The 17,573-nt window shown below is 47.3% G+C and carries 16 protein-coding genes; 13 read left to right on the forward strand and 3 right to left on the reverse strand.

The genetic code is table 11. From position 1 onward, the window contains the following. Positions 1–26 precede the first annotated feature (26 nt). From ACFVQB_RS06495 to ACFVQB_RS06525, 7 genes are all read left to right on the forward strand, one after another. Positions 27–1,163, forward strand: coding sequence for an ABC transporter substrate-binding protein (locus ACFVQB_RS06495; RefSeq protein WP_379435763.1), 1,137 nt, complete (start codon positions 27–29; stop codon positions 1,161–1,163). Between the two features lie 72 nt (positions 1,164–1,235). After that, positions 1,236–2,369 (forward strand): ABC transporter ATP-binding protein, encoded by a 1,134-nt coding sequence (locus ACFVQB_RS06500; protein WP_379435768.1) that lies wholly within the window; start codon positions 1,236–1,238, stop codon positions 2,367–2,369. Next, positions 2,366–3,283, forward strand: a complete 918-nt coding sequence (locus ACFVQB_RS06505) for an ABC transporter permease (protein WP_379435771.1) — start codon at positions 2,366–2,368, stop codon at positions 3,281–3,283. The genes ACFVQB_RS06500 and ACFVQB_RS06505 overlap by 4 nt, the downstream gene beginning before the upstream one ends. Beyond that, complete coding sequence (locus ACFVQB_RS06510; protein ID WP_379435774.1) at positions 3,276–4,115, forward strand: ABC transporter permease; 840 nt, start codon at positions 3,276–3,278, stop codon at positions 4,113–4,115. Before ACFVQB_RS06505 ends, ACFVQB_RS06510 begins: the two co-directional genes overlap by 8 nt. Next, complete coding sequence (locus ACFVQB_RS06515; protein WP_379435777.1) at positions 4,112–5,329, forward strand: M24 family metallopeptidase; 1,218 nt, start codon at positions 4,112–4,114, stop codon at positions 5,327–5,329. The genes ACFVQB_RS06510 and ACFVQB_RS06515 overlap by 4 nt, the downstream gene beginning before the upstream one ends. A 78-nt stretch (positions 5,330–5,407) precedes the next feature. Then, the gene (locus tag ACFVQB_RS06520; protein WP_379435779.1) at positions 5,408–6,604 is read left to right on the forward strand and encodes an MFS transporter; all 1,197 of its coding nucleotides are present in this window, start codon (positions 5,408–5,410) and stop codon (positions 6,602–6,604) included. Between the two features lie 161 nt (positions 6,605–6,765). After that, positions 6,766–7,116: a hypothetical protein gene (locus ACFVQB_RS06525; RefSeq protein WP_379435782.1), complete on the forward strand. Its 351-nt coding sequence runs from the start codon at positions 6,766–6,768 to the stop codon at positions 7,114–7,116. A 118-nt stretch (positions 7,117–7,234) separates the two neighbouring features. Here ACFVQB_RS06525 and ACFVQB_RS06530 read toward each other — a convergent pair whose 3' ends face one another. Further along, positions 7,235–7,861, reverse strand: a complete 627-nt coding sequence (locus ACFVQB_RS06530; protein WP_379435785.1) for an FMN-dependent NADH-azoreductase — start codon at positions 7,859–7,861, stop codon at positions 7,235–7,237. Between the two features lie 186 nt (positions 7,862–8,047). Between ACFVQB_RS06530 and ACFVQB_RS06535 the strand changes: the two genes are divergently transcribed. The 6 genes from ACFVQB_RS06535 to ACFVQB_RS06560 all read left to right on the forward strand — a co-directional run bounded on the left by ACFVQB_RS06535 (position 8,048) and on the right by ACFVQB_RS06560 (position 15,381). Beyond that, positions 8,048–8,986 (forward strand): DNA-binding transcriptional repressor DeoR, encoded by a 939-nt coding sequence (locus ACFVQB_RS06535; protein ID WP_090996297.1) that lies wholly within the window; start codon positions 8,048–8,050, stop codon positions 8,984–8,986. 253 nt (positions 8,987–9,239) lie between these two features. Further along, complete coding sequence (deoC, locus tag ACFVQB_RS06540) at positions 9,240–9,890, forward strand: deoxyribose-phosphate aldolase (RefSeq protein ID WP_379436375.1); 651 nt, start codon at positions 9,240–9,242, stop codon at positions 9,888–9,890. Positions 9,891–10,161: 271 nt separating this feature from the next. After that, on the forward strand, positions 10,162–11,352 hold the full coding sequence (locus ACFVQB_RS06545; RefSeq protein ID WP_379435787.1) for a NupC/NupG family nucleoside CNT transporter: 1,191 nt from the start codon (positions 10,162–10,164) through the stop codon (positions 11,350–11,352). Positions 11,353–11,382: 30 nt separating this feature from the next. Beyond that, entirely contained in the window at positions 11,383–12,561 is a 1,179-nt protein-coding gene (gene deoB / locus ACFVQB_RS06550) for a phosphopentomutase (RefSeq protein WP_379435790.1), read from the forward strand. Between the two features lie 145 nt (positions 12,562–12,706). Further along, on the forward strand, positions 12,707–13,414 hold the full coding sequence (deoD, locus tag ACFVQB_RS06555; RefSeq protein WP_090995905.1) for a purine-nucleoside phosphorylase: 708 nt from the start codon (positions 12,707–12,709) through the stop codon (positions 13,412–13,414). A 665-nt stretch (positions 13,415–14,079) separates the two neighbouring features. Further along, complete coding sequence (locus tag ACFVQB_RS06560; RefSeq protein WP_379435793.1) at positions 14,080–15,381, forward strand: pyrimidine-nucleoside phosphorylase; 1,302 nt, start codon at positions 14,080–14,082, stop codon at positions 15,379–15,381. Positions 15,382–15,462: 81 nt separating this feature from the next. Here ACFVQB_RS06560 and ACFVQB_RS06565 read toward each other — a convergent pair whose 3' ends face one another. Both ACFVQB_RS06565 and ACFVQB_RS06570 read right to left on the reverse strand, forming a co-directional pair. After that, positions 15,463–16,446 (reverse strand): TIGR03943 family putative permease subunit, encoded by a 984-nt coding sequence (locus tag ACFVQB_RS06565; RefSeq protein ID WP_379435796.1) that lies wholly within the window; start codon positions 16,444–16,446, stop codon positions 15,463–15,465. A 64-nt stretch (positions 16,447–16,510) separates the two neighbouring features. Next, positions 16,511–17,545, reverse strand: a complete 1,035-nt coding sequence (locus ACFVQB_RS06570; protein WP_379435798.1) for a permease — start codon at positions 17,543–17,545, stop codon at positions 16,511–16,513. Positions 17,546–17,573 lie beyond the last annotated feature (28 nt).

The following is a 17,573-nucleotide window of genomic DNA, read 5'->3' on the forward strand; positions in this document are numbered from 1 at the left end:
CAACTTAATCGATGGGGGAAATTCACATGTTTAAATCAAACAAGAAACGCTTTCTCAGCCTCGCCTCACTGACACTGGCCGGTACACTGGTTCTCTCTGCCTGCGGTGGAACAAGCAGCTCCAGCAACACAGCAGGAGGGTCCGACTCTTCCGGAGGAAGCGGAGACAAGGTTAAACTGACCATGTTTATCTGGGCAGGCTCCAATCAGGATGTCGTTCCAAAAGAAGTGGTTGCAAATTACGTCAAAGAGCATCCAAACGTCGAAGTTACCTTTGAGGAATCATCCAACGCAGTCATGTATCCGAAAATGGTCGCTGGCAAGCAGGCTGATCCCAACAATCCAGTTGTCAACTTTGGCTACTTCAACGCAGATGCGACCGCAAAAGGCTTGAACGATGATATGTGGGAGCCACTGGACACAAGCATCGTGACCAATATCAAGGACATCCCGGAGCAGTTCCACAAGCCTGACAATAAGGGTGTCGTGTGGGGAGTTTCGAGCTTCGCCCTCGTCTATAACAAAGACCTTGTAAAAACACCGCCAACAAGCTGGAACGATCTGTGGGATAACGAGGAATTCAAAGGGAAAACGGCACTCTGGGACTACATGTTCTATTCCTATATCTCTCCACTCCTTGCAGTTAAAGGACAGGAGATTGGCGCATCGTATGAAAATCCTGAGCCAGCATTCCAGTTCTGGGCAGATCACAGTGACCAGATCGGCACATTGGTTACATCCAATGACCAGTTAAAGGCTCTCCTGGAGTCGGGGGATGCTCTGATTGCCCCTTTCAGTGCACAGGTTGCACAGACATGGATTGATAGTGGTTCACCACTCGCTGTAGCGTATCCGAGCGAAGGGGCCATTACCTTCCCGTACACACTTCAGGTTGTGAAGGGGTCAACACCTGAGCAGACACGTGTAGCCAATGAACTTATCAACGAGCTGCTGAGTGCAGAGGCGCTGTCACAATACGCAGAAGCAACAGGTACACCGGTAACCAGCACGACTGCTGCCGTTCCGGACAAATACAAGGGCGATCCTTCCTTCTCCGTGGAAACACAGAGTAACGGTATTAATCCTGACTGGGATGTTCTTGCTCAAAACAGCTCTTCTTGGAAGGAACTCTGGGACCGACTCGTCAAAACCAAACTTCAATAAAATGATGGTTTTTAGACAAACCACAATAACGGGTTCTATTTCGAACCCGTTATGGACGGGAGGGAAACAGAGATGAGCAGCGGACAAGAACCCATTTCCATTGAAACAAGAAAAGTCACAAAGACCTACGGAGAGCGAGCCGCCGTTAACCATGTTTCATTGCAGGTGAAGAAGGGAGAATTCGTTTCCCTGTTAGGTCCGAGTGGCTGCGGCAAAACAACACTGCTGCGAATGCTTGGCGGACTTGAACAGCCGGATCAGGGGAGCATTATGTTGGGAGGTCGGGATGTAACCGGCATCCCGGCCTATGGTCGTAACAGCAACATGATTTTTCAGCAGCTTGCGCTATTCCCACATATGGACGTTTTCAACAATATCGCCTATGGGCTAAAGGTGAAGAAGTTACCGAAAGCCGATATCAGGAGGCAGGTACACGAAATGTTAGAGCTGGTACAGCTCGGAGATTATGGCAGACGGGCTGTTTCCCAGTTGTCCGGGGGGCAGGCTCAACGTGTAGCAATTGCTCGCGCATTAATCAACCGACCCGAAGTTCTGCTGCTCGATGAGCCACTTTCCGCACTGGACATGCAACTGCGTTTGGATATGCAGCGCGAACTGAAACGCATACAACGAGAATTCGGCGGTACGTTCATCTTTGTAACGCATGATCAGAATGAAGCCATGAACATGTCAGACCGAATCGGTGTCATGCGCGCTGGCAAGCTGCTGCAATATGCTACGCCCGATGAAATCTATGAAAGACCGGCAGACAGCTTCGTGGCCAAGTTCATTGGTGATACCAATCTTTTGGCAACAACGGTACTTGGACATGATGCAAATGGAATCCAGGTTGAATGCTTCGGGTATTCGCTGCTGGTGAAGACAAGTGAGGACACCCCGGTTGCCATAGCGGGTGCCCGGCACTCGTTGTCCATTCGCAACGAATATATTCGACTTGGAGAAGAGGCGAACCCTTGCCTGAACAAGCTGGATGGACGTGTCATAGAAGCAGTATATGGCGGGGCAAACATTCGTTATACGATCCAGATTGCTGAGGGGTTTCTGGTTCAGGCCAGTGTACTGCATCAGCGGGGAGCCTCACGTTTTAGCCCGGGGGAGCCAATCCGGATTGGCTTTGATCCGGAGGACGCGCTCTTGTTATCCGAACCTTTGCTGCATGATTCGGTACAGGAGGAAGGCATATGAATCGGATTGCGGATCGGATCGTGAATCTGTATTCATCCAAAAACCGCCAGTGGATTACCCAGTTGCTGCTTCTGCTGCCTGCTCTAGCCCTGATGGGCATCGTATATCTGGGTGGTCTGCTGATCTTTGGCAGGTACAGCTTCGATATCTATGAAAATGGCAAGCTCATTCGGGGCTGGGAGTGGGATGCCTATCGTGCTTTTCTGTCCGATCCGTACTATTGGAAGCTGATAGGCACCACGTTTCGTATTGCCTTCAAGGTTACGCTGTGGAGCCTGCTGCTTGCATACCCGCTAGCTTATTGTATTGCCGGCCTGAAGAAACCAGGCATGAAGCAATTGTTGCTGCTGCTTACGTTTCTTCCGCTGCTGGTCAGCGCGGTTGTGCGATCGTATGGCTGGCAGCTGCTGCTGTCCAAACAGGGTTTCATGAACTGGCTGTTTATTCGGCTTGGAATCACGGATGAAGGCTTCAGCATGATATATAACGAGACCGGTGTGGTCGTCGCACTTGTTCATATTTTTCTGCCTTTCATGGTCTTTCCGATCCTGAATGTATTATCGCAAAGTGACGCTTCACTCAAAGCGGCTGCTCAGGATCTGGGAGCAGGAAGCTGGCGGACATTCCTGACGATTACCTTACCTTTATCAGCAAGAGGTATTGCTAGCGGGGTACAGATTGTATTCACGCTATGCCTCACGGCCTTTACAACGCCTCAACTGATTGGTGGAGGCAGAGTCATGACACTTCCGGTATTTATTTACCAGCGAACACTGGACACCAACTGGCCGATGGCTGCGGTTGCAAGTATGTTCTTGCTCGTTTCTTCCATCGTCGTTTCACTCCTGGTCAATAAAGGAGCGGAAATGCTGATGTTCCGTCGTTCCCGGAAGGGAGGACAGGCTTATGGTTAAGTCGAACAGGTTCACCAAGCTGCTGCTCTATATATTTGTAGCGTCTGTAGCGGTTTATCTGCTACTGCCACTGCTTATGATCCTATTGACATCGGTAGGTTCCGGATCGGCCAGTACATTCCCGCCGGAAGGTCTTACCTTGAAGTGGTATGCGAATCTTGGAGAGCAGACTCAATTTCTCGTTGCATTCAAGAACAGTCTGATCGCCTCTACAGGAGCGGTATTGCTGGCGCTGTTTACCGGAACACTTGCGGCGCTGGCTATCGTGCACTACCCGTTCCCGGGTGCTGGTATCTTAAGGGCATTTTTTGTTTCCCCGATGGTTATGCCGAAAATTACGCTTGGTATTGCGTATCTGATTCTGTTCTCCAAAATGCATATTGCAGGCGGATTGTTCGCTCTTATTTTGGGTGAAGCGGTCATCGTGCTTCCATTCGTACTAACGCTTGTGGGCAGTGCCTTAGCCAATCTGCAGCCTGCACACCGGGAGGCGGCAGCAGACCTTGGAGCAGGGCCGCTGCGCATCTTTTTTACAATCACATTGCCACAGCTCAGACTATCTCTGCTCCTTTCCGGATCAATCGCATTTGTCTTCACTTTTGATCAGGTTGAGGCAGCACTGCTGCTGCTTCGTCAGGACAGCTACACACTGCCGATACAACTGTTCCTGTATATGGAGAAGTGGCAGGACCCGACAATCGCTGTTGTGTCTGTCGTACTTATCGCTTTTGCACTGGCCCTGTTCATGATCATCAAGCTGGTACTGCGCTCAGTACCCGGACTTGAGAGTTTGTTTGGGGGCAGGAAAAACAAAAGGAGGTCTGGATCATGATACATTCACATCATTTATCCCATGGCTCGGGTCTAAACCGGGACCGTGCGGAAGACGGAATGAAAGTCCAAGGGCTTAGTGCCCTGATCGCAACAACTCCGGAAAATATTCACTATGTCATCGGCTCCCAGCTACGCGCGAGCAACTGGACGATGCAGATTTACGCCATTCTGCCTGCCGACCGATCCGCACGGCCATGTATCGTCATTCCGACGAATCGTTTGGGCGTTGTGGCCCAGTTCGGTATCACGGGGGTAGATATATTTGCTTACAGCGACTTCTTCGTGGAAGGTTCAATTGAAGGTAAACCTTCTACTGATGATATTGATCTATTCTACTCTTTGCTACAAACGACAGCCATTTATCCTGGACCTATAGAAGCGCTTAAGGCTGCGCTGAAACAGCTCGACATCGAGAATCAACCGATTGGAGTCGATGAGATGCGAATCGCTCCTGAAATTTTGGCGCGGATCACGGAGGATGCGTCTCAAGGAGCAGTTGTTCCCGCGTACAAGCTATTTCGCCAAATCCGCCTGGTTAAGACACCTTTCGAGATCGAGCAGCTCCGACAGGCTGCGCAGGTGAATGAACGGATTGAGCAAGAGCTGATTGATCTGATCGCAGCCGGTGTTCATGAGAAGCAGCTAGCCGACCATTACCGACTGGCTGTGATGAGAGCAGGGGGCACACCTGCAATGACTGCGGTAGGGGCGGGTCCGCGCAGTGCGCTGCCGCTCATCGAAAATTATTTTCATACCATTGAGCCAGGGGATCAGATCCGCTTTGATCTGTGTTTGCAGTTGGAAGGATACTGGGGGGATACAGGACGTACCGTTGTGGCAGGAGAGCCAACTCCCTGGATGAAAAAGCATTTTAATGCAGTGAAAAGCGGATGGGAGACGGCACTTGAAACTGTGCGCCCTGGCGTCAAAGCTTCCGACGTATTTCATGCGGCTGTATCTCGTGTTCAGCGTGAGGGAATTCCGCATTACCGTCGTCAGCATGTTGGTCATGCCATCGGCTTGGAACTGTACGACGATATGACCCTCTCTCCTGGTGACCAGCGCATACTGGAGCCCGGCATGGTACTGTGTGTGGAGGTACCCTATTATGAGCTCGGCGCTGGTGGCTTCCAAATCGAGGATACGGTTGTTGTAACTCCTGATGGTTATGAGTTTTTGACCCATATGGAGCGTAAACTGTTTATCAAATAACGATTAATGGAAGGCTTCAGCCAAGCGATCAGTCAGCAGCCGATCATGAAGCTTTCCTGCCGAGAAAGTTGGAGTATCATGATTCAGCAGGGAACTAAGACGTTTCGTAACATTAGCCTTGCGCTGTTTGCCGGAGGTTTTGTGACTTTTGCGTTACTATACAGCCTCCAGCCCCTAATGCCCGAGATTAGCGAGGCGTTTGCGATCTCGCCTGCACATTCCAGTCTTACCCTCTCAGTGACGACGATTGCCATGGCACTGACGATGTTGTTCATCGGTTCCTTGTCCGATTCATTGGGAAGACGCTTCATTATGACAGCAGCTTTAATTGTTTCATCTCTCATTGCTATGATCAGCGCGTTTAGCCCGGGATTTACAGAGCTGCTTCTGCTTCGCATTTTACAGGGAGTTGCACTTGCCGGGCTGCCCGCGACAGCCATGACATATCTGTCCGAAGAGATTGAGCCTGCGAGTCTCGGGTATGCCATGGGCCTCTATATCAGCGGAAATTCGATTGGAGGTATGGCTGGACGTTTTATCAGCGGGGTAATCACAGACTGGTTCAGTTGGCGTGCTGCAATTGGTTTTATCGGTATTCTTGGCCTATGTGCAGCCGTTATCTTCTGGCTTGTTATCCCGCCGTCCCGCCATTTTGTCAAAACGACTCCTGGATTCAAAAAGATCATTCCGCTTTTGTGGTCACAGTGCCGAAATCCACGACTACTTTGCCTATACGGACTGGGCTTTCTTCTGATGGGGGGCTTCGTGACGTTGTTCAACTACATTGGCTTTGAATTGTTAGGAGAACCCTATCATCTAAGCCAGTCAGTTGTTGGCAGCCTTTTTGTCGTGTACCTTATGGGGACGTTGAGCAGCACCTGGATGGGCAGGCTTGCAGATCGGTATGGCAGATCGAATGTTCTTGGAATCGCGCTGGGTATTATACTGGCCGGAGCAGTTTGTACTGTTCACCCTGAGCTGTGGGTCAAAATTATTGGACTTGCGCTGTTTGCCTTTGGTTTCTTTGGCGGACATTCCATCGCAAGCAGCTGGGTTGGACTCGTAGCGAATCAGCACAAATCCCAGGCCAATGCCTTGTATTTGTTTTTCTACTACGTGGGATCAAGTGTCAGCGGAACTGGAGGGGGACTACTTTACAGCCATCTGGGTTGGATTGGCATCGTGGGCATGATTGGTGTGTATGTGGTAATCGGCTTTATTTTGTGTCGGTTGCTTATAGAAAGGGTACAAGAACATACCAAGCTTACTTTTTAACTAAACATAAATAGAAAGTTTGTTAATAAAAGCACTCATTTTGACCCATAATCATCCAATAGTCCCTAATACAATAACTAACTTTTTTCGACAAGTATTGCATATCCCGAAATACCGAGTATAATACTGGGTAAATAGATGCAAAGGGGATGCAATAAACGATGAAAACACATGCTGAATTGAACTCACTTCTTGTTGACGATTATCTGGATCTCCTGAACATAGCGAAACAGCTAGGTGATGAGGAGTGGAAAGAGGCCATTCTGCAAGCATTGAAAGAAGAAGTGGATGCTAATCATCATCTGGATTCAACCGAGGTCAGACAGGATCTTTGGAGTCAATTTGAAGGTATTAACGAACAGATGCATGATCTGTTAATGCAACTGAAGCATGCCGATGGTCCCGAAGAGAAAGAACAAATTATTGAAGCCATTTGGGGACTGAAAGTGGACCGGAATGCCATTACTCGCAAACTTGAAACCATGAGCCGTGCCAGCGCTGGACATCAATAAAGCTCTATCGTTTAAAAAAATAAAGACCCGCGTGCCGCCCTGTGGAATTCATCCATGGGTTAGCATGCGGGTTTTGTGTTTGTTTCTGTGTTTGTGTTTGTGTTTGTGTATGTGAAGATTAAAACTGTTTGGCTAGCGTACGTGCCTCTTCAATGGCTTGCTGTTTGATCTCATCTGCACGTTCCTTATACTGGTTATGTCCTTCTACAAATATGCCTTCAAGCTTTGGAACACCCAAGAAAGACATAATAATGCTCAAATAACGATGGCCGGATTCCATTTGGGCCGCAGGTCCTTCAGAATAAATGCCGCCACGGGCCTGAATATGCAATGCCTTTTTGTTGGAAAGCAATCCAACCGGGCCTTGTTCCGTATAACGGAACGTTTTACCAGCTACGCAGATGGAGTCGATATAAGCTTTCATAATGGGAGGAAAAGAGAAGTTCCACATCGGTGTTACAAAAACATATTTGTCAGCAGAGGCAAATTGATCGGATAATTCATTCAATCGTTGGACCTTGGTCTGTTCTCCAGAAGTCAATTCGCTGCCGGATTGAAGTTTCCCCCAACCACTGAACACATCTGCATCAATATGAGGAATATCTGAGCGATACAAATCCAGATGAATAACCTCATCCGAGGGATAGCTTTCACGATATGCATCCACAAACGCTCTTCCTGCAGCCATGCTGAAGGAAGTTTCATGATCATGAGGATGGGCAGTAATAAACAATAATGTAGTCATGTGGTTCTTCCTCTCTATGATGTTGTTTTGCCAAAAAGGGCCGACATTAATAAGCGACCGATGTAGTATGCATCGTTTATAACGTTTTATACCTAGATAGTGACCTGGTACTCAATCATGTATAATACATTGGTGTAAGGTGAATTCGAACGATAATAGGAATGAGTGAGATGAGCGCATATGGGAATGGATCTGGAGAAGCAACGATTAAGCATTGAAGCAGCGAAATTGTATTATCAGTCGGATTACAGCCAACAGGATATTGCGGTCAGGCTGGGCGTGTCACGTCCAACAGTATCTCGGTTACTTCAGTATGCGAAAGATCGCGGTTACGTTCGCATTGAAATTATGGACCCGCTGGAGGATATCGACATTATCGCCGGGGAGCTCAAGGCTAAGTATAATTTGGATACTGCGCTTGTATGTTTTGCCCCGTTGAAGAGTGATGAAGAAATTTTGAAACATATTAGTAAGAGAGCAGCAGATTACTTACAGGATACGGTGCAGGATGCGGACATAATTGGCGTAACCTGGGGGACAACGATGAACGCCGTAGCCCGTCAGCTTCGTCCAAAGCAGGTCAAAGGCGTGGAAGTGGTTCAACTTAAGGGAGGCGTAAGCCATTCCCATGTGAATACGTATGCGGCCGAAATTGTTCATTTATTTGCGGAAGCTTTCCATACGGTTCCCCGATATTTGCCTTTGCCCGTGATCTTCGACAACATTGAAGTCAAAAAAATGGTAGAAGCAGACCGACATATTGGCAGGATTGTGGAGCTTGGCCGACAGGCGAATATTGCCATGTTTACCGTAGGTACAGTGAAAGAAGATGCACTTTTGTTCAGACTGGGTTACTTTAATGAAGAAGAACAGCAATTGCTGATGCATTCAGGTGCGGGTGACATTTGTTCACGTTTTTTTGATGCCGAGGGCCGTTTGATCAGTGAAGAAATTAACAACAGAACCGTCGGAATTGATCTGGCCGAGCTGCGAAACAAGGAAAAATCGATTCTCGTGGCCGGGGGAAAGCGTAAAATAGAAGCCATTCATGCTGCGCTCAAAGGTCATTACGCCAACATTTTGGTAACAGACCAATACACTGCTCAGGCTTTGCTTCGATTATAATTCAATGAATGACAACATCTGCCACGCGACATGGGCGGATGTTTTGCTTTCTTAGACAGAAGCTATACTGTACAATTTCATCCCGCTGAGGGAAGTCTTTTGTTTAATGCAGTTTCCATGGAATGTGTTAAGAATTCAACAATGAACAAAAGTTCATATTGATTTTTACATATGTTCATGTTAGGGTAGGGATATAGAAAATAACTAGTTCAGATAAGGGGAGATTTAATTGACTACATCACAATTAGCCAAAATGATAGATCATACCTTGCTTCGTGCAGATGCAACACAAAGTGAAATGGCCAAATTGACCGAAGAAGCGAAACAATATCAATTTGCTTCTGTATGTGTTAACCCGGGTTGGGTTGCTTATGCTGCTGAACAGCTTAAAGGTACTGGCGTAGATATTTGTACCGTGATTGGTTTCCCTCTGGGAGCTTCCACTTCCGAGACCAAAGCGTTCGAAACCAAAGATGCCATCGCAAAAGGTGCTACTGAGGTGGATATGGTCATCAACATTAGCGCGTTGAAAGACGGCAAAGATGACGTTGTGGAACAGGATATCCGTGCAGTGGTTGAAGCAGCAGCGGGTAAAGCTTTGGTGAAAGTCATTATTGAGACTTGTCTGTTGACGGATGAAGAGAAAGTACGTGCATGTCAGGCAGCTGTAAAAGCTGGCGCTGATTTTGTTAAAACGTCCACAGGTTTCTCTACGGGTGGGGCAACGCCAGAAGATATCGCTTTGATGCGTCGTACCGTTGGTCCGGATGTGGGTGTTAAAGCTTCCGGCGGAGTGCGTAGTCTGGAAGATATGCAAAAAATGATCGCTGCAGGAGCAACTCGGATTGGTGCCAGTTCTGGTGTGAAAATCATGCAAGGCGAACAATCTACATCTAATTATTAATTCGTGAGTAACTTAGCTCGTTAAATTCCTCACCATGGAATGCTTGGATGCTTTAAAAAGGTTTAACTTGTTCTTCATATCGCTGGATGGATGTGGAGAACAAGTTTTAAAGCTGATTCAATTTTCTATATTTTAATTAAAACAGAACCATCAAATACCGAATTTATTGTAAGCGCTTCAACCGTTTTCTGAAAGGTTAATTCATCACATATATGGGAAACCTTTGAGCTGAATGAACATCCGGCTTAACTACCTTCAAAGGAGAGATAGAATGAAATTCCTAATTGCCCTTCTTGGTATACTTGTTGTATTTGGACTAGCCTATCTGGTCAGCAACGGTAAGAAGAAGATCCGATATCGTCCACTAATCATTATGATTGTTTTGCAAGTTATATTGGGATACGCATTGTTGAACACAGAAGTGGGTACATTTTTGATTGGCGGTTTCGCGACCGTATTTGAAAGTTTGCTTGGTTATGCGAATGACGGTATCTCATTTGTATTCGGTGGCTTGACTACCGTTGGTGCAGACAGTGGGGGCGCGCCGTTCTTCCTCAGTGTGCTGATGCCGATCGTGGTCATCTCAGCGCTCATTGGGATATTGCAGTATATCCGAATCTTGCCTTTTGTTATAAAATATATTGGTCTGGTATTAAGCAAAGTCAACGGAATGGGCAAACTGGAATCATATAACGCGGTTGCTTCGGCTGTATTGGGGCAATCTGAAGTGTTCATTTCTGTGAAAAAACAAATTGGGTTGCTGCCAAAACATCGGCTGTACACCTTGTGTGCCTCGGCAATGTCGACGGTATCGATGTCGATTGTCGGTGCCTATATGTCCATGATTGATCCGAAATATGTGGTTACGGCACTTGTGCTGAACCTGTTTGGCGGTTTTATCATTGCTTCCATCGTGAATCCTTATGAGGTTTCCGCGGAAGAAGATATATTGGAAGTACAGGAAGAGGAAAAACAATCCTTCTTCGAAATGCTGGGCGAGTACATTTTGGATGGTTTCAAAGTTGCCATCGTCGTAGCAGCGATGTTAATCGGTTTTGTTGCTTTGATCGCACTTGTTAACGGGATCTTCAGTGCAGTGCTCGGCATTTCGTTCCAGGAACTGCTTGGTTATGTGTTTGCACCATTTGCCTTTATTATGGGTGTTCCGTGGAAAGAAGCGATTCAAGCGGGAAGTATTATGGCTACCAAAATGGTATCCAACGAATTCGTTGCCATGCTTGATCTGACCAAACAGACTACATTGTCTGCCAGAACAACAGGAATCGTATCCGTCTTCCTCGTATCGTTCGCCAACTTTTCCTCGATCGGTATCATTGCCGGTGCGGTGAAGGGACTTCATGAGAAACAAGGTAACGTGGTGGCCCGCTTCGGTCTGAAACTGCTTTACGGTGCATCGCTTGTCAGCGTGCTGTCTGCGATCATCGCCGGACTGTTCTTGTAAAGCCGGATTATTGGAAGGAGTGCTTAAGTTATGTCAACATTCAAAAGAGTACATCTGATCGTTATGGATTCAGTGGGAATTGGTGAAGCGCCGGATGCAGCGGAATTCGATGATTTCGACGTCGACACCTTTGGTCACATTGCACGTGAACGCGGAGGATTGAAGATGCCGCATATGGCCAGTCTTGGACTGTCCAATATTAAGGAAATTGAAGGTGTCCCTGTAGCGGATGCACCAAAAGCCTTTTACACCAAGATGCAGGAAGCATCCAGAGGGAAAGACACCATGACGGGTCACTGGGAACTGATGGGCCTATACATTGATACCCCATTCCGCGTGTTCGCAGACGGGTTCCCGGATGAGTTGATTCAACGCATTGAGGAAAAAACAGGCCGTAAGGTGATCGGGAACAAACCAGCCAGCGGCACGGAAATCATTGATGAATTGGGCGAAGAGCATGTGAAAACAGGAGCCCTGATTATATACACATCCGCAGATTCGGTTCTGCAAATTGCAGCCCATGAGGATGTTGTTCCGCTGAAAGAACTGTATGAAATCTGTGAGTTCTGCCGCGAGATTACTCTCGACGATCCATACATGCTGGGCCGTATTATTGCCCGTCCGTTTGTAGGCGAAGTAGGTAATTTCAAGCGTACAGCTAACCGTCATGATTACGCGCTCAAACCTTTTGGCCGTACCGTGATGAATGAACTTAAAGATGGTGGATTTGATGTGATCGCTTTGGGTAAAATCGCAGATATCTATGATGGCGAAGGCGTAACCAAGTCTGTACGTACCGTCTCCAACATGGATGGCATGGACAAACTGTCCGAAACGATGGATGAAGCGTTCAATGGACTTAGCTTCCTGAACCTGGTTGACTTCGATGCTCTGTTCGGTCACCGTCGTGATCCACAAGGCTACGCTCAGGCGCTTGAAGAATATGATGCTCGTCTGCCTGAGATCTTCAGCAAAATGACGGACGATGATCTGCTGCTCATTACAGCTGACCATGGTAATGACCCAACCTACCGCGGTACGGACCATACACGTGAGTATGTGCCACTGCTTGTGTACTCTCCACGCTTCAGCGAGGGTAAAAAGCTTGAACTGCGCAGTACGTTTGCGGATGTTGGAGCAACAGTAGCTGAGAACTTCGGAGTGAAACTGCCGGAATATGGTACAAGCTTCCTGAAGGATTTGAATTAGTCACAATTTTTACTTTAACTGAACTTGGGGAAAGCTGTTATTTTCTTGAAACATAAAGTCGGACAGGATAACCTCGGGGGCAGCTGCGGCTGCTCCGGTCCCTGGCCTTCATTCAATGCTATGGATAACTGGAGGAGATTTAATCATGAGTACACATATTGGAGCTAAACCCGGAGATATTGCAGAAACAATCCTTTTGCCAGGAGACCCATTGCGTGCAAAATTTATTGCAGATACGTACCTTGAAGATGTCGTTTGTTACAACGAAGTTCGCGGAATGCTCGGATTCACGGGTACATATCAAGGACACCGAATTTCGGTGCAAGGCTCGGGCATGGGGATTCCATCGTTCAGCATCTATGCTAACGAACTGATCAGCGAATATGGTGTGAAAAACCTGATTCGTGTAGGTACTTGTGGAGGTATGCAGGAACACGTACGTGTTCGTGATGTTATCCTTGCTCAAGCGTCCTGTACGGATTCCAGCATGAACAAGCTCGTATTTGGTGGATATGATTTCTCCCCGATCGCGACGTTCTCCCTGCTGAAAGAAGCTTATGACCGCGCAACTGCAAAAGGCATGAAAATTCACGTCGGTAACGTATTCAGCTCCGATTCATTCTATCGTGACGACCGTTCCGTGACTGAAAAGTTGATGCAGCACGGCGTACTGGGCGTTGAGATGGAAACAACGGCACTGTACACACTCGCAGCTAAATTTGGCGTAAACGCACTGACCATCCTGACGGTAAGTGACCACTTGCTGACAGGTGAAGAGACTTCCGCTGAAGAGCGCCAAAAAACGTTCAACGACATGATGGTAGTAGCACTGGAAACAGCAATCACGCTGTAAATCATTTAATTTATCAATATCAATTGATTTTAATCGAAACTTTTGTTCCACGAGCGTAGTGGAGGAACCGGAATCGATTCTGTAGAAGCGAAGCGTTCGCCTTTGTCTCCGAATTTCAACCTTACTAAAGGGGATTCAAAGAAATTGGAGACAACAGCGATCGAAAGAACGATCCGGGTCCGGAACGGATGCAGCACAAAGTGTTCTTTTAACAAACTATCAAGTGATTGTATCGAAACTTTTGTGTTGAGCACGTAGTGAAGGAACCGGAATCGATTCTGAAGAAGCGAAGTGTTCGCCTTTGTCTCCGAATTTCAACCTTACTAAAGGGGATTCAAAGAAATTTGGAGACAACAGCGATCGAAAGAACGATCCGGGCCGTAGCGGACTCAGCACAAAGTGTTATAGGATGACAACATTATATGTTGCATTTTATATTCAATATTCATTGATTTTGATCGATACTTTTGTTTTAAGCGCATAGTGCAGGAAACGGAATCGATTCTGAAGAAGCGAAGCGTTCGCCTTTGTCTCCGAATTTCAACCTGACTAAAGGTGATTCAAAGAAATTTGGAGACAACAGCGATCGAAAGAACGATCCGGGTCTGTAACGGACTCTGCACAAAGTGTTCTATATAATCACCCACAACGAAGGAGAGATCATCATGAGAATGGTAGACATTATTGCTAAGAAACGCGACGGAAAAGAACTGACAACAGCTGAGATCGATTTTGTTGTTCAAGGATATACACAAGGAGAAATCCCGGATTATCAAGTCAGCGCTTGGGCGATGGCCGTATTCTTCAAGGATATGACAGATAAGGAACGCGCAGATTTGACCATGTCCATGGTGAACTCGGGCGAGACCATTGATCTGTCCGCAATCGAAGGCATTAAGGTAGACAAGCACTCCACGGGAGGTGTGGGCGATACAACAACGCTGGTACTGGCACCGCTCGTTGCTGCTCTGGATGTTCCTGTTGCCAAAATGTCTGGACGTGGATTGGGTCACACAGGTGGTACAACAGACAAACTGGAATCTGTTGCAGGCTTCCACGTGGAGTTGGAGAAAGAAGAGTTCATCCGACTTGTTAACGAACATAAAGTTGCCGTTATCGGTCAAAGTGGCAACCTCACGCCGGCGGACAAAAAACTCTATGCATTGCGTGATGTTACAGCTACCGTTAACTCCATCCCACTCATTGCCAGCTCTATTATGAGTAAGAAAATTGCAGCAGGTGCCGATGCCATCGTACTGGATGTCAAAACAGGTGCTGGTGCATTCATGAAGACTACGGAAGATGCAAAAGAACTGGCACATGCCATGGTAAGCATCGGTAACAATGTAGGTCGCAAAACGATGGCTGTCATTTCCGATATGTCCCAACCACTGGGTTTCGCTATCGGTAACGCACTTGAAGTGAAAGAAGCCATTCTTACGCTGCAAGGCAAAGGACCAAAAGATCTGGAAGAACTCTGTCTGGCACTTGGACGTCAAATGGTATTCCTTGCTGGCAAAGCTGACTCCCTGGAGCATGCTGAGGAGAAATTGAAAGAAGTGATCCAGAACGGTAAAGCACTGGATAAATTCAAAGACTTCTTGGCAAACCAAGGCGGAGACGCTTCAGTTGTAGATCACCCGGATCGCTTGCCGCAAGCGAAATATCTGGTTGAAGTACCAGCGGATAAAGACGGATATGTAGCTGGTATCGTCGCTGACGAAATCGGTACTGCTGCAATGCTGCTCGGCGCAGGCCGTGCAACAAAAGAATCCGAGATCGATCTTGCTGTGGGCCTGATGCTCAACAAAAAAGTGGGTGACCAGGTTAAAGCTGGTGAATCCCTCGTAACGATCCATGCCAATCGTGAAGACGTGGCAGACGTAATCGCGAAGATCAAAGAGAACATTACTATTGCAGATCATGCGGATGCTCCTGTATTGGTGCATGATATCGTAACTGAATAATATATCAGGGCATACAAGGTTAAACTTATGAATTAAATTTAAAGCCCCGAAGCTGTGCATTTCATAGCTTCGGGGCTTTTCTTATTTATTTTGTAATTTACCATACGCCTTTACCGAATCGGCACTGGTGTAAATGTAAAGGGTGGATGGCTGATCGACCGGCGTTACCTTCGTCGCCCGAATCTCAATGGTATCCTCGCCGTTCACTTGGGCCGAACCAATTGTGCCATCGATTTGTACCCAACTGTCTGTAGGAAAGCTGTCTGCATTCGGGACATGAATCATCACGCCAAAGGGTGCCGCGTCTGCCGGGCAGCACATCACGAGAAATCGCCCTAATGCAAAATGAGATTCATGATCCATGCTTTTGTCTCGATATACAAACCCGGTAAGGCTGATGGCCTTGCCTGCGAATTGTCGTTGGAACATGTCGATGGAACCTAATGTTTCGGAGAAGATTTCAGGATATACCTTAATGACCGATTCCGCATATAACTTCTCTGCCAGTTCAGCAAATTCACGACTGTATTCATCCGGGGGAACGAATTGTACTTTCGTGGCAGGTACAGATGATTCAAAAGCTGCCGTTTTTTTGGATAGATCTTTAATGTCCAGTTCTGCTGTATCAGGTAGGGGTTCTTTTCGCCGAATCTCCGAAGGTCCATAGGATAGGGACATGCCTTTTTGACTGGCCATGGAACTGCCGAGTGCCTGATCGGGCAAAAGAAAACCAAGCACTAATGGAATGGCAATCAATCCATACATCAGCGAGCTGCGTACCCATCCTGAAGGAGGTGGATGCTCACAGTCGCACTGTATCTGGCTATTACCAAACAGTCCGTGCCAGGCCATGATGGCGGCAATAAACAAAAAGGGAACAGGGCAGCAGAGAAGCAATCGCTGCATCGTCGGCGCCAAGTAATAATGAAGAGAATCCGTTGTATTCAAATGAATGATGTATACAGCGAGCCCGCCGATCCACAGCGCACGAATCAGGTTATGCCACTGAATAGGGTGAGTTTTGGTAACCGGAACTTTGGTCATTGTATAACCAGGATGGTTCATGTAATCACCTCTTTTGATCAGATCGTGAATGTCATTAAATATACTCATAAATGCTCTTAAATGCTCATGCCAAAAGGTTAATCAACCACGACCCTGCGAAAACCAACGCAATAATGACCAGACTCAAGCCAATGACAAACCGCGTGCGGAAGGTGGAGAGCAGCATCAATGTGCTTTTGAAATCAAGCATTGGACCGAGAACGAGAAAGGATAATAGCGGCCCTAACGCAAACGTGTGAGAGAAGGCAGAGGCTACGAATGCATCGGATGTTGAACAGAGAGACAATACATACGCAAAGCCCATCATGAATGCATAGGAGGCGACAGGTCCGTTACCCAGAGAGATGAGGTCACTGCGGCTGATAAAGGTTTGAATGCAGGCTGTAATGAGAGCACCAATCACCAAATATTTGCTCATATCGACAAATTCGTCCCCCGCATGGATGAAAAAGCTGCGCCAGTTTTTATCGTGCACGTGATCATGATTGGCTGAATGTGAATGAGGCTTTGCCATTTTAAATCCGGGATGTGTCTTGACCTCCGTCACTGTAGCCTTCGGTTTACGCAAAGGATTTTGGCGGACAAACATATACACCAGACCACCGATGGCGGCTGCTACAGCAAAGCCCAGTCCCATACGGGCGATCGTAATTTCGGGATGGGAAGGAAAAGCGAGCAGGGTCGCGGTAAAGACAATTGGATTTACAACAGGACCGCTAAGAATAAAGGTTACCGCGATATAGGGCGGCATGCCTTTATGCATCAACCGTCGCACGACCGGAATCATGCCACATTCGCAGATGGGGAAAATGATTCCCAGCAGACCGGCTACCAGAACACCTCCGACGGGGTTCTTAGGCGTTAGTTTACGAATCATTTCCTCAGAAACAAACCATTGCATCAGCGAAGACAACAGCACCCCAATGAGCAGAAATGGAGCGGCTTCGAGAAAAATGCTGACGAATACCGTTTTCATATTTTGTAAGGCTTCACTGTTCCACGCTTCTTTCAGATCGGGAGCCATCGTGATCAACACGGGAACAAGGAATGCACAAGGAATCAGGAATGACAGAAGCTTTAAATGGGCTGCCATTTTCATTGGATAGACCTCCAGGGCCAGGACTTTG

The organism is Paenibacillus sp. NPDC057886, from assembly GCF_042796655.1.
Classification (GTDB): domain Bacteria; phylum Bacillota; class Bacilli; order Paenibacillales; family Paenibacillaceae; genus Paenibacillus.